Annotated in this window: 11 protein-coding genes; 6 read left to right on the top strand and 5 right to left on the bottom strand. The window is 56.4% G+C overall.

Annotated features, from left to right (window positions below; genetic code table 11):
* Positions 1-244 precede the first annotated feature (244 nt).
* Entirely contained in the window at positions 245-1,972 is a 1,728-nt protein-coding gene (gene ggt, locus AACY49_RS27130) for a gamma-glutamyltransferase (protein ID WP_258696594.1), read from the bottom strand.
* A gap of 152 nt (positions 1,973-2,124) precedes the next feature.
* On the opposite strand from ggt, the gene AACY49_RS27125 reads away from it, so the two are divergent.
* On the top strand, positions 2,125-2,640 hold the full coding sequence (locus AACY49_RS27125; RefSeq protein WP_258700757.1) for a methylated-DNA--[protein]-cysteine S-methyltransferase: 516 nt from the start codon (positions 2,125-2,127) through the stop codon (positions 2,638-2,640).
* 71 nt (positions 2,641-2,711) lie between these two features.
* Here AACY49_RS27125 and AACY49_RS27120 read toward each other — a convergent pair whose 3' ends face one another.
* Both AACY49_RS27120 and AACY49_RS27115 read right to left on the bottom strand, forming a co-directional pair.
* Positions 2,712-4,196, bottom strand: a complete 1,485-nt coding sequence (locus AACY49_RS27120; protein ID WP_339527405.1) for a hypothetical protein — start codon at positions 4,194-4,196, stop codon at positions 2,712-2,714.
* 254 nt (positions 4,197-4,450) lie between these two features.
* The gene (locus AACY49_RS27115) at positions 4,451-6,262 is read right to left on the bottom strand and encodes an ABC transporter ATP-binding protein (RefSeq protein ID WP_339527404.1); all 1,812 of its coding nucleotides are present in this window, start codon (positions 6,260-6,262) and stop codon (positions 4,451-4,453) included.
* Positions 6,263-6,498: 236 nt separating this feature from the next.
* On the opposite strand from AACY49_RS27115, the gene AACY49_RS27110 reads away from it, so the two are divergent.
* From AACY49_RS27110 to AACY49_RS27090, 5 genes are all read left to right on the top strand, one after another.
* Positions 6,499-6,912, top strand: coding sequence for a VOC family protein (locus tag AACY49_RS27110; RefSeq protein ID WP_339527403.1), 414 nt, complete (start codon positions 6,499-6,501; stop codon positions 6,910-6,912).
* Positions 6,913-7,516: 604 nt separating this feature from the next.
* A complete protein-coding gene (locus AACY49_RS27105; protein WP_339527402.1) occupies positions 7,517-8,248 on the top strand; it encodes a winged helix-turn-helix domain-containing protein in 732 nt (243 codons plus the stop codon).
* A 12-nt stretch (positions 8,249-8,260) separates the two neighbouring features.
* Positions 8,261-9,016 carry an EAL domain-containing protein gene (locus AACY49_RS27100; protein WP_339527406.1) on the top strand — a complete coding sequence of 252 codons (756 nt, stop codon included), beginning with the start codon at positions 8,261-8,263 and terminating at the stop codon, positions 9,014-9,016.
* Positions 9,017-9,054: 38 nt separating this feature from the next.
* Positions 9,055-9,723 carry a winged helix-turn-helix domain-containing protein gene (locus AACY49_RS27095; RefSeq protein WP_339527401.1) on the top strand — a complete coding sequence of 223 codons (669 nt, stop codon included), beginning with the start codon at positions 9,055-9,057 and terminating at the stop codon, positions 9,721-9,723.
* A 498-nt stretch (positions 9,724-10,221) separates the two neighbouring features.
* The gene (locus tag AACY49_RS27090) at positions 10,222-11,616 is read left to right on the top strand and encodes an undecaprenyl-phosphate glucose phosphotransferase (protein ID WP_339527400.1); all 1,395 of its coding nucleotides are present in this window, start codon (positions 10,222-10,224) and stop codon (positions 11,614-11,616) included.
* Between the two features lie 405 nt (positions 11,617-12,021).
* Here AACY49_RS27090 and AACY49_RS27085 read toward each other — a convergent pair whose 3' ends face one another.
* Complete coding sequence (locus AACY49_RS27085) at positions 12,022-12,381, bottom strand: VanZ family protein (RefSeq protein WP_320391174.1); 360 nt, start codon at positions 12,379-12,381, stop codon at positions 12,022-12,024.
* Positions 12,378-14,468 carry a YjbH domain-containing protein gene (locus tag AACY49_RS27080; RefSeq protein WP_339527399.1) on the bottom strand — a complete coding sequence of 697 codons (2,091 nt, stop codon included), beginning with the start codon at positions 14,466-14,468 and terminating at the stop codon, positions 12,378-12,380. The genes AACY49_RS27085 and AACY49_RS27080 overlap by 4 nt, the downstream gene beginning before the upstream one ends.
* Positions 14,469-14,471 lie beyond the last annotated feature (3 nt).

Raw genomic sequence — 14,471 nt, 5'->3', positions numbered from 1 at the left:
ACGGCGCGCCTTGGAACGCAAGGCGCGCAAGCTGGGGATGCAGTTGGTGATGGTTGGATAAATTTCAGAGCAAAAACAATGCGTTATTTTTTGTTTGATAAGAGCTGGCGCAGCCTGCGATCTTTTGCCTTTGATGTCAGCGAAAGCAAGATCAAAAGATCGTCCGATCGCGGCCCGAGCCTTCGGCAGTTCCTACGGGGATCAGGGCCACCCGGGGAGTTCAGGTGGCCGATGATCGCCTGTTTCAGTAACCGAGTGACAACCCGGTATTACGCCGTGGGTCGTTCGCCCCATAGAAGCGGTTCTTGCCCACTGGCTTGCCTTCCAGCGAAGGCGCACCTACCAGAATAGCCGCGATATGGTTGGGGTCCTGCGGCTTGGCAAATTTGTGTCCCCAACTTTCGAGCATCTTCTTGGTGTCCGGGCTGGTGGCGAAGTTCTCCAGGTTGGTTTCTTCCGGCAGCCACTGCTGGTGGAAACGCGGCGCATCCACCGCTTCCTGGATGTTCATGCCGTAGTCGATCACGTTGAGGATGGTCAGCAAGGTTGCGGTGATGATGCGGCTGCCACCGGGAGTGCCGACGACCATGACGACTTTGCCGTCCTTGGTGACGATGGTCGGGCTCATGGACGACAGCGGGGCTTTGCCGGGGGCGATGGCGTTGGCCTCCCCTTGTACCAGGCCGTACATGTTCGGCACGCCGACTTTCGAGGTGAAGTCGTCCATTTCATCGTTGAGGATGACCCCGGTTTTGCTCGCCATCACGCCGGCGCCGAACCAGTCGTTGAGGGTGTAGGTTACCGACACTGCGTTGCCCCATTTGTCGACGATCGAGTAATGGGTGGTGTTGCTGCCTTCGTGGGGCGCTACGCCGGGTTTGAGCTCACGGGACACGCCGGCCTTTTGCGGGTCGATGGCGGTGCGAATTTTGGTCGCGTAGTTTTTATCCAGCAAATGGGCGATCGGGTTTTTCACGAAGTCCGGGTCGCCAAGGTAGCTGTTGCGGTCCACATACGCGTGGCGCATCGCTTCGATCTGGTAGTGCATGGCCTGAGCCGAGCGGTAGCCCAGGTCTTTCATCGGGTAGCCGTCGAGAATGTTCATGATCTCGCAGATCACCACGCCACCGGAGCTTGGCGGCGGCGCCGAGACCACGTGGTAGCCACGGTAGTCGCACTCGATCGGTGCCAGTTCGCGGGTCTGGTATTTGTCGAGGTCAGCCTGGGTGATGATGCCCTTATTGGCCTGACTGGAGGTGACGATGGCGTCGGCCACCCAGCCTTTATAGAAACCATCGGGGCCCTTCTCGGAAATTTCCCGCAGGGTTTTACTCAGGTCTTTTTGCACCAGTTTCTGGCCGACCTGCATCGGCTCGCCGTTGCTCAGGAAGATCGAGCCCGAGTCGCGCATGTCTTTCTTGAAGACGTCGGTGGCGTACTCCAGCAAATCGACATCGCCCTGCTCCAGCACAAAGCCGTCTTCGGCAAGCTTGATTGCCGGGGCGATCACTTCCTTGCGGGGTTTGGTGCCGTATTTCTTCAGCGCCAACTCCATGCCGGACACGGTGCCCGGCACGCCGACGGCCAAGTGACCACGGGTGCTGAGATCCGGGATGACATTGCCCTGCTTGTCGAGGTACATGTCGGCGGTGGCGGCCAGCGGGGCTTTCTCACGGAAGTCGAGGAAGGTCTTGCGCCCGTCCGCCAATTGAATCGTCATGAAACCGCCACCGCCCAGGTTGCCTGCCGCGGGGTACACCACCGCCAGCGCATAACCCACCGCCACGGCGGCATCGACAGCATTGCCGCCGTTCTTGAGGACATCGACGCCGACGTGGCTGGCCAGATGCTGGGCGGTAACGACCATGCCGTTTTCGGCCGCGACCGGGGCAACGGAGGCCGCGTGGGCCGTCAGACAGCTCAGCGCCAATGTGGTCGCCATGAGCGATTTGGCAAAAGGTTCGAACTTCATGAGTCGGTCTCTTTTTGTTTTTAGGCTCTGTACAAAAACAGAGGGATCGGTTCAAGAGCAGTAGGCAAGTATGGCCGGGATTGCGTATTGCGCCTCCCCGACGAGGCAGTATGCTTGGCCGCCTGTTCAGCACTTTTGCGGAGTCCGTCGGCATGACCTACACCTTCACCACCCTGGCGTCGCCGGTCGGCGAGTTGAAGCTGGTCGCCAAAGACGCGCGACTGGCAGCCATCCTCTGGGAAAACGACAAACCCGGCCGGGTAAGGCTGGGGCCGATGAGAGAAGCGGCGGACAAACCGATCCTGGTGCGCACCGCACAGCAGTTGCAGGAATACTTTGCCGGCACGCGTCATCGTTTCGAGCTGGAGCTGGACTTTGTCGGGACGGACTTTCAGAAGCAGGTGTGGCAGGCGTTGCTGACCATTCCGTTTGGCCAGACGCGCAGCTACAGCGAGATTGCCCGGCAGATCGGCAATCCCGGCGCGGTGCGGGCGGTGGGCGCGGCCAATGGTAAAAACCCGATTTCGATTGTCGCGCCGTGTCATCGGGTGATTGGCGCGTCGGGAAAATTGACCGGGTTTGCCGGTGGACTTGAGGCGAAAGAGCGGTTGCTGACGCTGGAAGGCTGCGAATGGTCGGGGGCCGGCAGGACGGGTGATTTGTTTTAACTGAAGAACCTTGACGGCCCATCAGACCCGCGACGCCGGCACGCGATCTGCTGATTCCGCTACGCCCCTCTTTAAAGACCCAAGACGGTATAAGTACGTACTGGAAAGGCCACGGCTGTTGCCAGATTCGCCACCTTGTCCATATTCAACTTGAACCTGATGGACAGTGTGCTTCCATCGCCCAGTTCCCGCAGGTAACTGTACGCAACATAGGTGCTGAAACTGCCGGATGAGGCCCACCCTCGAGTGACCGAGTTGCGCCCTCCCACCCACATCGTAAGATTGTGAGTGTCACCATTGGCGTTCCGACCTTCCAGATCCAGCCAAACCCGCTGCCCGGCGGCAATAAGTGGCCAGCTGCCAAACAGAAGAGTCGCGCCCTCCAACACGTCTTTCAAATCCAACACCGCCGTACCGTTCGCCTGGGTAATCACCGGGGCAATCAACTTATCTGCCGGGATAGTCTGCACGTTCAACGTCAGCGGTAGCGAGGGCACAGGCTCCGAGCTCTCTCGGATAACGGTGTAGGTCACCGTCACCGTTTTGCCCAGGTTAAAGGCCACCACTGCATTGGGCAGCGGTATTTCTCTAGGATATGTACTACCGGCCTCGACGAAACCCGTGGTGTATGAACCCTCGGCCGGGGTGCCCGCCGCGCCTGTCCAGGTCACACTGATCCTGTCGATGGGTTGCAGGGCGTATTGCACGACGGCAGTCAGGGTATCTTTGACCGCCACCGGGTTCAGGTTGGTGTTGTCGGGGTTTTCCTTGATGGACGGTGGCGGAAATTGCACCGCTGCAAGCGTTCTGACGGTGTAGGTTCGTAGCGCAAACCTCACCGCCTCATCCTCATTCAGGCTCCTGCCCAGTGCCGCTTTGAACTCCAGGGTTAGCGTGCTGCCGTCCTTGAGCCCTTTCAGTGGGCTGGCCGAAAAGTTTTGCTGATGAAAGCCGTAGCGGATCCAGGGCTGACTGACGTTGTCGGTGGGAGCCTTCCAGTACGTAACGTTGAAAAGGCTACCGTCGGCGTTGGTTCCTTTCAGGTGCAGCCACACGTACTGACCATAAGCGATCAGTGGCCAGCCGTTCATGCGTAGCGTGAATTCAGTCAGGTCTCTCACGTCCAGCACCGAACCTGCGCCATAGTCGGGTGCTTGTGTAATGAACGGTCTGGGCAGCGCGTCTTGCGCAAGCGGCAACACATTCAATGTCAGCGGTAGCGAGGTCACAGGCTCCGAGTTCTCTCGGATAATGGCGTAGGTCACCGTCACCGTTTTGCCCAGATTAAAGGCCACCATTGCTGTGTACAGCGGTATTTCTCTGGGATATGTACTACCGGCCTCGACGAAACCCGTGGTGTATGAACCCTCGGCCGGGGTGCCCGCCGCGCCTGTCCAGGTCACACTGATCCTGTCGGTGGGTTGCAGGGCGTACTGCACGACGGCAGTCAGGGTATCTTTGACCGCCACCGGGTTCAGGTTGGTGTTGTCGGGGTTTTCCTTGATGGACGGTGGCGGCAGGTCGATGAGCGCTTCTGCGGCAGACGGAACATTCATTATTCTTTCCATGAGAGTGATTAACCTTGCCCCCCTTGGGACGCTGGTTCATCACACACCGGTTCGGGAACATGCGCTACTGTCAGAACTTATAGGTAAATGAATATTGCGGACGAATGGTAGGGTCCGTTGCACAAAATCCCCTGTGGGAGCGGGCTTGCTCGCGAAAGCGGTGTGCCATTCAACATTGATGCTGGCTGACCCGACGCCTTCGCGAGCAAGCCCGCACACAAGGAAATAGAGGTGCCTTCAGGCTATCGGTAACCGCGAGCCTGCACCTTGAACAACTGCGCATAGCGCCCACCCGCTTCGACCAGGCTGTCGTGATCGCCTCGCTCAAGGATCGATCCCTGGTCCAGCACGATGATGTGGTCGGCATTGCGTACGCTGGAGAAGCGGTGAGAAATCAGCAACGTCATGCGGCCTTCGGTGTGTTGGCTGAAATGCTCGAACACCGCCGCTTCCGCCGCCGGGTCCAGGGCCGAGGTTGGCTCATCCAGAATCAGGATATCGGCATCGCGGCGCATGTAAGCGCGAGACAAGGCGATCTTTTGCCATTGCCCACCGGACAGTTCCTGCCCACCGGCGAACCACCGCCCCAATTGCGTGGCGTAACCGCGATCCAGACGCTCGATGAAAGGCGCGGCCATGCCCTCGGCGGCCGCCTGCTGCCAACGCGTTTCATCGTTGAACGCCTGGGTATCGCCCACGCCAATGTTCTCGCCCACGGAGAATTGGTAGCGAATGTAGTCCTGGAAGATCACGCCGATGCGCCGTCTCAGCGCCTCTTCTGCCCAGGACTGCAAATCGCTGCCGTCCAGTAAAATACGGCCCTGGTCGGGGCGATACAGCCGAGTCAGCAACTTGATCAGCGTGGTTTTACCCGAACCGTTTTCCCCCACCAGTGCAACGCTGTGTCCGGGCAACAAGTGCAGATCGATGCCCTGCAAAGCGGCTCGGCTCGCCCCCGGATAACGGAAACCGACGTTCTCGAAACGCAAACCATCGTCGGGCACCGCGCCCACGATAAGGCTTCCGGTGTCGGCCACCACCGGCTCGGCCAAATACTCGTAGAGGCTGGACAGGTAAAGACCATCCTCGTAGAGACCGCTGATCGCGCTCAAGCTGCTGCTCACGGCGGCCTGCCCCTGCTTGAACAGCACCAGGTACATGGTCATTTGCCCGAGGCTGATGCTGCCGTGAACGGTATCGACCACGACCCAGGCATAGGCCAGATAAAACGCAGCGGTGCCCAGCAGCCCCAGCACAAAACCCCAGCCATCGCGACGCAATGTCAGGCGTCGGTCTTCGGCGTAAAGACGAGCAAACGTGTCCCGATAACGCTTCAACAGCAGCGGCGCGAAACCGAACAGCTTCACCTCTTTGATGTAGCCCTCATGGGAGAGCAGTGTCTCGATGTAGTTCTGCTGCCGACTCTCCGGCGCCCGGCGCGTGAACAGCCGAAAAGCATCCCCGGAAAAATGCGCTTCGGCAAAAAACACCGGCAACGCCCCGACCACCAGCAACACCAGCGCCCACGGCGAAAAATGCACCAGCAACACACCGAAGCTGATCAACACGATCAGGTTCTGGATCAGCCCCAGCGACTTCATCACCAGCGCCAACGGCCGGGTCGACGCTTCGCGCCGCACCCGAACCAGCTTGTCGTAGAACTCGGAATTTTCGAACTGGACCAACGATAACGTCTGGGCCTTCTCCAGAATCATCGTGTTGACCTTCTGCCCCAACTGCACCCGCAACAACGACTGCTGCACCGACAGTGCGCGCTGCGTCCCGGACAACAACGCAAGCACGCCTGCTTCAAACAACACATAGCGCACAACCGGCCACAACGGCGCGCTGCCCTGCTGGGCGTGCAACTGCATGGCGGTGACGACCGCATCGACAATCCGCTGCCCCAACCAGGCCGCCAGTGCCGGCAGCACACCGGCGATCAGCGTCGCCAGCACCAACCCCAGAAACAGCCCGCGAGACGTTCCCCAGACCAGCAGCAAGGCACGTCTGGCCTGGTCGAGCAACGAGGCGAAACGGATAAGGACAGGCATAGGGCGATGGACTCGGTAGCGGATATCAGAGAAGCGCGGCAGGCTCTACAGTACGTGGAATGAGCCATCCACTCTACGTGGATATGACGCGATAAGCCTCGCCTCGCCCATAGTAAAGGCATCTAAAAAAACACCATCACTCGCTACGTTTTAGCGCTTTGCTATGGAGAGTCAATGCCCATCGGGACTCGAGGATGAGCCCCCGATGGCCCCCACTCCATGACCGGGAGCCGATCATGAAAATCAACCCCTACCTGATCTTCAACGGCGACTGCCAGGCCGCTTTCACGTTCTACGCCAAAAGCTTGCCTGGCAAGATCGAAGTCATGATGACCTTCGGTGAAACCCCGGCTCGTGACCACGTTCCGGCGAACTGCCACAACCTGATCATTCATACGCGTCTGTTGGTGGGCGATCAGGCGATCATGGGGTCGGACACCACACCTGATCGCCCTACCACGGGCATGAGCGGTTGTTCGGTTTCGTTGAATGTCGACAGTGTGGCGGAGGCAGAGCAGGTATTTGCTGCGTTGGCGGAGGGTGGAAGTATTCAAATGCCATTGAAGGCGACGTTCTGGGCGGCACGTTTCGGGATGCTGGTCGATCGGTTTGGCGTGTCATGGATGGTTAACTGCGAAAAGGATCAGTAACCGCTCTGCTCCCCGGTTAGTACATAAAATTAATGGCGCTTTAATATCAACTTTAGCTTTTTTTATTAAATAACCAGACGGAATAACTACAGGTTCACAAATTCAGCCCTTGACACAAAATATTACAAATATAATGCAAGAGGAGTCAATTAATATAGGCCCCTGCCTCGTTCGCCCTAAAAAGAGGCGACATTTGAACTGACGCCTTCCGAGAGCGCGCCTACACCGTGATAGAACACCGTGGAATATCCTTATAAATCAACTCCAGTTTTCAAAAATGCGGACCTTCGCACAATTCATACGCAAGACTTCTCAGTTATGCCTCGTTCTGTAGCCTGATCGGGAGATCGGCCACGCGTCTGTATTGTTCATGGAAAAGTCAACCGAGAGAGCCTAGTCCGACGGAAAGGGCACACCAACTAAAGTCGGATATCAAAAAAAACAAATTGGCTAAAGCCTCCACAGTTGGCTACGCCATTGAAACCAGCTGAAAGTACTGACGATGGAATGCGCCTGTTGACGAGGTCGAAATGTTATAAAAAGTCAGATAACTTCAGTATTTTGTGTATTAAGATTGCAACGCCAGCACATATGAGTAATTTACATGATGAGTACTGAGAGCAAGATCGAAAATAGCCAGAGAGCTATTCTCGCTATTGGGCGCACTTGGCGCTCGACAGAGAAACTACGCCAACTATTTGTACCCAATCTCACGCATGTTTATACATTAGATTACCCAACCCCGCTAAGCCTTGATATCGAAACTCAGACGCTCGATACCGTACTGATCGATATTGAAACTCCCTCCCTTCTTAATGACTGCTTGGCGCTGATTAAGAAATTACGTACAACTCCGACAGAACTGACCATTATCGCTGCAATCAATTATCGTTCTCCGCACACTAAAATTGAGTGCTACCTGGCCGGTGCCGACCACTGCATCAATGTACCTCACGACCAGGATGAAAAGGCCAGGTTAATTTCAGAGCTGCTCGAAACGCCTGAATGGAAACCCGCCATCAAATTGATCCTGGACCAAACATGCCTGCACTTATACAACGATGAGTACAAACTGGATCTGGCCTATCAGGAAATGAAAGCCCTGGATGCACTTATCAACGCAGAAGGCAATATCCTGCACCACGATTGCATGGCCGAATCCATGGGATTGAATATAAAACTCTATGACTCACGCGTTTTGGAGAAATCCATAAGCCGGTTGCGAAATAAAATCAAAAAACACTTTGGCATTAACATCATTCACAGCGTTCGCGGTTATGGCTATCGGTTGCTTCGAGGGGTCGTATCAGTCAACCCAGCAGACTTTCACTCTTAAAGGGACTAAATGATGGAGTCCAGCAGGCAATACACAGTGCAAGAAAATTTCGCATTGGTCTTCTTCAGGCAATCGATTCTCAAACGAAACGATGAACTGTTCGGCAGTGAAATCTATGCCAAGGCGACCAAACAGCAGACACCTCTGAACAAGAGCTATCAGCAACTGCATCCCGATCACCCGCTGGCGATCTATCGCGAAGTACTGATGCGGATCCAATTAAATGCCCTTTCACAGATCGAGGCCATGCCTTCTCCGTCCGTGCAGGCACCCAACAAACTGTTCATGACCATGAACCCATTCGCTTTGTTGGATAAAGCACTCATCAAGGAACTGAATGACGCTCAGACGACACTCAACAAGCATGAGCAACAGCTGATCCCCAGCATTAACAGCAGTTCGTTCCTTTCGTTCAACCTCAAAGAAAAAAGAACCATTATCAATCACATTCACTTATTGAAGGACAACGGGATCGAGATCGCTTTCGATGGCTATGACTTAAGCGATGACAGCGCTGAAAAACTGATCAGCCCGAAGCTGTTCGATTACATAAAAGTGGACTTGACCCGATCCAACTTCGACATCATGGTCGACAACAGCCAGGACTTTTTCAACCGCTCTTACGACTGCCTGAGCAGCATGATCCATGACAGCAAAATCAAGTTCATCGCGGACCGGGTGGAGCACAAAGCACTGCACACACTGGCCCGCAGCATGCCTTTCGATTTTTTTCAGGGGCGGTACTACTCCCCAACCGAGGTCATTTAAGCTTTAAAAATTTCACCGAACTAGGAAGGAACCTTATTGTGAATACCCCAAATAACAGCTTTCTAATTTTCACCCGCGACCAACTGGCACGACAAGCAATCGAATCGCTTCTCGCACAACGCCTGTATTTATCTTTCGAAATCGAGTCTGGCAAACTCAGCAGCGAACGCATCAGAAAGAGTCGATTCACGCACATCCTGCTCGACCAGGCAGACATATCGCTGAGCGATGTCAGTTTTATCCGCAAGAATCAAAAAGATGCAGAAATCATACTCATAACGCCCAACTCGGAACATTCAGAACTCCATCACTTCTCGCATTTCGGGGTTGATGGCTTTCTCAAGAAGCCGGTGGCCGACGAAGAATTCATCACCGCAGTGAGCCGGGTTAAAGAGTCGCAGGGTAAACCCGAGACCTGGTGGTTTAACGCTGACGATAGAACATTAGTCAAGGAAAATATAACCATTCCATTGACCGGCACCGAATCGTTAATGCTCACCCAATTGGTCATCAGCGACCGACGGGTACTCAGCAAGAACGATCTTATTCTACGCATCGACAAAGACCCGGAGCATTACAGCGGTCTTGAGATGTGCTTGAGCCGGTTGCAGAAGAAGTTCAAAACTGCCGCCAACGGAGAACGACTGGTTCGCTCGGTCAGAAACCGTGGTTATTGCCTGGCACAAAGGATAAGAGTCGCTTACTGAGCAAGATCGCAAAAACAATAACAATAAATGCGACCTCCCGTCCTACCCGATACCGCTTGACTGCCTGACCGCCTGACCGCCTGACCGCCTTGCGCTGCACTTCCCGCCTCCTGTCATCCTCGCCATAGTTCCTGCCCGGCTTCCTCCCTCCTGTACTGGCAAGCGCTTATCGGAATACTGCAATTATATAGACGATTCAGTGATACTCACCTAACAAAAGAGCACGACCTTTTATAACAAAGCCTCTGACAGAGTGACCGTTATAATTCGTCAGACACCCACGAAGATTAAGGTACTAGTATAAAAACCAGACACTGAGACAACCGTATCAGCTGACTTGAAAACAAAAGCAGGGTGGCCAGCCATAAGCCCGCGTTATTCCCTTCTAATAATAAAAAAACTCCTGACTTAACCGCGCTCACCCAGCCTTTGCGCGTGGCTGCCATTTATTAACCGTCGACTGATACACAACGTGGCGCATGCCCGAGGGACACCGCGATGGTACATAATCGTATTAATCGAAACAGCATAACCAAAGGACTGACTTTCTGGGGGCAATGGATAATTGCCATCACTTCGGTCAATGCGTTGTTATTTGCTCTGGCGCTGTACCAGACAGGAGAAATCGACGCCCATTATCGTGTGCTTGCAGTGCTTACTTTCCTGGGTTCGGTCCCTTCCTATTCCCTGCTGCTGGTCTATCACAAGCAGCATGGCTACCTCACCGGCCTGGGACGCCTGCTGCTGGGTTGGCTGCTGACGCTGGCCGGGCTGACCAGCATCGGCTTTCTCAGCAAGACCAGCGAATTGTTCTCCCGAGAGATCATCCTGGTCTGGGCTGTGGCCGGTTATTGCGTGCAGGCCTTGCTGTACCTGCCCTTGCACAGTTTTTCCAGGCACTACCACCGGCAATTGCACAGCCAATACAACACCCTGATCATCGGCACTGACCAATTGGCGGTGAATCTGGCGGACAAACTGGCCAAAATCGACTATCCGCCGCTGGTCGGCCTGATCAGCTCAAAACCCAACGAACTGTCGATCAACGTCAATACCCACAGGATCGTGGGCCAGTTGCAGGAACTGCGTGAGCTGATCCGGGTGCACGATGTCCGGCGGTTGTACATTGCGCTGCCCTTGAGCGAAGCCAAACAGGTAGAAGCGCTGTACATCGATCTTCTCGACTCGAATGTCGATGTGGTCTGGGTTCCCGACCTGGGCAGCATGACGTTGCTCAATCACTCCGTCAGCGAACTGGATGGCTTGCCCGCCATTCACCTCAATGAAAGCCCGCTGACCAGTTACCCGACGGCGGCGCTGAGCAAGACCCTGCTGGACAGAGGCCTCGCCGCGCTGGCGCTGATCGGCTTCAGTCCGCTGCTGCTGGTGATCGCCGTCGCGGTGAAGATCTCCTCCCCGGGGCCGATCATCTTCAAGCAGGAGCGCCATGGCTGGAACGGCAAGATCATCAAGGTCTGGAAGTTCCGCTCCATGCGCCTGCACGACGACCATCAGGTGCGCCAGGCCGGCCGTGAAGACCCGCGCATTACCGCGGTCGGCCGTTTCATACGACGCACGTCCATCGATGAGCTGCCGCAGTTCTTCAACGTGCTGCAAGGCCATATGGCGCTGGTCGGGCCTCGGCCACATGCCATTGCCCACAACGACTACTACACCGGCAAGATCCGCGCCTACATGGCCCGTCATCGAATCAAGCCGGGCATCACCGGGCTGGCCCAGATCAGTGGCTGCCGTGGCGAAACCGAAACCCTCGACAAGATGCAAAAGCGTGTGGAAATCGACCTCAACTACATCAACAACTGGTCGTTGTGGCTCGACATCAAGATCCTGATCAAGACCCCTTTCACACTCTTTTCCAAGGACATCTATTAACCCCCGCGATTCGCCCCCCCGCCTCTTCTTCACCTTGTGGCTGACAAGACCGCAGTCCGGGCAGTCAGATCTCTGACTGCCCGAAACCCCTTTCCCCGCCTCACCTCATTCGCCCTCTGTTTTGTAGCAGCTGCCGACGGCTGCATTCGCCTGTCGCAGCTGTCGAGCTTGCGAGGCTGCGTTCGGCTGCGTTCGGCTGCGTTCGGCTGCGTAGCAGTCGTGAATCCGGCTGACGCGGTTTGCCTGATGCACCGCAAGCTCTGGTTTGACGACTGCTGCGCAGCCGAACGCAGGCTCGGCAGCTGCTACGGGCGGATGGAGGGCAAGAGAGGTGTTGCTGGAGGGGGATACAGCGAGGATCAACGGTTACAACATGCCGACAAACTGCCAGGTGCCTAACGCCTTTCAGCGCACCCAGCACCTGGAGACCAACAACCCCATCAACACGCCGATACAGTTTGCCAGCATGTCATAGGGCGAAGCCGTGCGCAGCGGCATCAAACCTTGCGCGAGCTCAATGAGTACGCCGGTGAGCAAACACCCCAAGGCGACCCAAAGAAACCTCACATTGGGGAAGGCCAGGCGGCAACTGCACGTAAAAACCAGAAAGCCGATCCAGTGATGGAGTTTGTCCTCTTCGACGAACAGCTCCGGGATCGGTTGAGGGCGCAAACCTGCGTACAGCAAAATCACAGTCACCGCAGCAAAGGCCAGGCCCCGGAGCCAGAATGGCAACTCGACCAAGCCTTTGAGCCACGTGATCATTCAGTGATTTTCTCGAAGTTGTTGTAGAACAGGCTGCTGTCGCGCCCGTCGGTCATGGTCTGCAGCGAGTAGGCACGGTTCAGGCGCGCACCACCGTCGCGGGTCAGTGGCGCCCAGACGATATTGGCCCGGCGCATGGTCGAGGTACTCATCATCTCGTCGAACGGGATGGAAATATAGATCCCTTTGTCGAAGCTACCCTCACCATATTCCGCCTTCGACGCGGTAGTCAGAGTGACCCAGCCACCAAACTTCACGCCGTTCTTGAACTCCCGCGACAAGTCGACAGTGGTACCCCAGTCCCGTGCCAGATAACGCCCGACACTGACCGCTGCAAGCATGTCATTGGGCAGCTCAGTATAGCTGGTGACATGGCCCGTCACGGTCTGGTAATCGCGCAGACCGAAGCCCTGATCAAAATCCCGTTGACGCACAAAGTTCAGATCGGCGCCCACCGACCAGCGTTTCCCCGTGGGTCGATACAGCACTTCGCTGCCGACACCGGCATACATGGATTCCAGATAGCCGCCGTAGACCATGCCATACAGGTCCCTATCCAGCTGCGTCGCGTGGTTGAACTGGAACGTCGGCATCGTCACATCGGAGGTGGTCAGGTATTTACGCAAATCGGTGCGCACTCGCGGCAGCCCGCTCGGCGCGTCGTAGGTGAACTTGTCGTAGTTGTTCAGCAGGTTGGCACTGAGCAGGCCGCTCCACCAGGTGTTGCGGGTGAAACGGTACTCCGCGTCAGCATCGGCGGTGAACTGATAGAGCAGCCCGTCGGGGCCGCCGATGTTCTGTTTGTAGCCCAGGCCCAAGCCATAGCTGAACGGTTCCAGCGCCTGGGTGTAGAGCGTGGTTTCCCGGTGCGCAGTCGCCGGATTGACCTCGGTCGTACGGTGCAGATCCTTCAGCGGCTGGTCGTTGTTCACCACCGCGCGGAAGGTTTCCCGTGGCACGCTGGTTTCCTCGACGGACATGTCATAGCGCTGGTTCACCAGGGTGAACCAGTCGATGTCCTGATTGACGCTGTTATCGAGAATCCGGCTGGCTCGCCCAACGGCCTTGGCCGGATAAAAATAACGGGACTGCTCGCCATACACCATCAGCTCCGAACCGCGCCGGGCGATGCGCTTCACCTTGTATCCGGCATTTTGTTGCAGCCGGTTGGAGACATCGGCCCAGTTGACCTGGTCGGGCGGGGTCGACGGCGCCTGTGCCGGCAGCGGCTCGGCGGGAGGGTCGTAAGCTTTGACCGGCGCCTTGCGACTGACAAAGTTGGTGTGCAGGGTGATGCCGAACATCGCGGTATTGCCGCGCTCCCAGCCGGCGCTCAGATCGACGCTGTCGGCCAGCTTGTAGACCACACCGAAGTTGATCGGCAGGTCTTGTTTGAGCGGGTTGTCCAGCGGCTCATTCTTGTAATCGTTGCCCTCGTACTCGATCTTCAGGCTCAGTGGCTCCCACGGCGTTTGATAAGCGACCCCGCCAAACAACGAAGGGTGCCCTCTGAAATACGCGTTGGCATTCACGTCCCCTGCCCTGGCGACAGCCGCCGTGCTCTGCGGCCGGTCGTTGAACTGGCTGCCGAAGACCGACAGCGGGTTACTGAAATCCCCCCGATTACCCAGATAACCCCAGGCAATGCCGAGGCTGAAATCGAGGTTGCCATAACGCTTGTTGGCGACGAAATATTCGCTGGAAAACAGCCCGGTACCGCCGATGTCCCGGGCGCCGATGGCGACTTGCGGCGCCCAGCGACTTTCTTCCCAAAGCCGTGCCTTGAAATCGATGGCCTTGTCTTTGAAGCTCTGGTCGCCACTCAATTCTTCGGTGCCGTACTTGCGGTTGGTGATGGCGGTGTAACGAAACGAGCCCTCCAGCCAATCGAACGGCTGCAAGGAAAAACTGTAGCGTGAGTAAGGATCGGTACGACTGGCCGTGGCACTCAACTCCCCCGCGGGGGCCATGCGAGCGGTGGGGGTCTGTAGCAGACCGACGCCACCAAAATCACTCTGGGTGTAGCGCGGTTCACCGTGAGCCAGTCCGTAAGGCAAAAGCAATGCAGCAGCAAAACGTAACTTCAACGG

Source organism: Pseudomonas sp. EL_65y_Pfl2_R96 (genome assembly GCF_963970905.1).
Taxonomy (GTDB): domain Bacteria; phylum Pseudomonadota; class Gammaproteobacteria; order Pseudomonadales; family Pseudomonadaceae; genus Aquipseudomonas.
The sequence above is the reverse complement of the archived record's forward strand: the minus strand, read 5'-3'. Positions and strand labels throughout refer to the sequence as shown.

What these genes read in the sequence shown, in the direction of transcription:
- ggt (WP_258696594.1), bottom strand. Translation starts at nt 1,972, where the DNA reads ATGAAGTTCGAACCTTTTGCCAAATCGCTCATGGCGACCACATTGGCG.
- AACY49_RS27125 (WP_258700757.1), top strand. Translation starts at nt 2,125, where the DNA reads ATGACCTACACCTTCACCACCCTGGCGTCGCCGGTCGGCGAGTTGAAG.
- AACY49_RS27120 (WP_339527405.1), bottom strand. Translation starts at nt 4,196, where the DNA reads ATGAATGTTCCGTCTGCCGCAGAAGCGCTCATCGACCTGCCGCCACCG.
- AACY49_RS27115 (WP_339527404.1), bottom strand. Translation starts at nt 6,262, where the DNA reads ATGCCTGTCCTTATCCGTTTCGCCTCGTTGCTCGACCAGGCCAGACGT.
- AACY49_RS27110 (WP_339527403.1), top strand. Translation starts at nt 6,499, where the DNA reads ATGAAAATCAACCCCTACCTGATCTTCAACGGCGACTGCCAGGCCGCT.
- AACY49_RS27105 (WP_339527402.1), top strand. Translation starts at nt 7,517, where the DNA reads ATGATGAGTACTGAGAGCAAGATCGAAAATAGCCAGAGAGCTATTCTC.
- AACY49_RS27100 (WP_339527406.1), top strand. Translation starts at nt 8,261, where the DNA reads ATGGAGTCCAGCAGGCAATACACAGTGCAAGAAAATTTCGCATTGGTC.
- AACY49_RS27090 (WP_339527400.1), top strand. Translation starts at nt 10,222, where the DNA reads ATGGTACATAATCGTATTAATCGAAACAGCATAACCAAAGGACTGACT.
- AACY49_RS27085 (WP_320391174.1), bottom strand. Translation starts at nt 12,381, where the DNA reads ATGATCACGTGGCTCAAAGGCTTGGTCGAGTTGCCATTCTGGCTCCGG.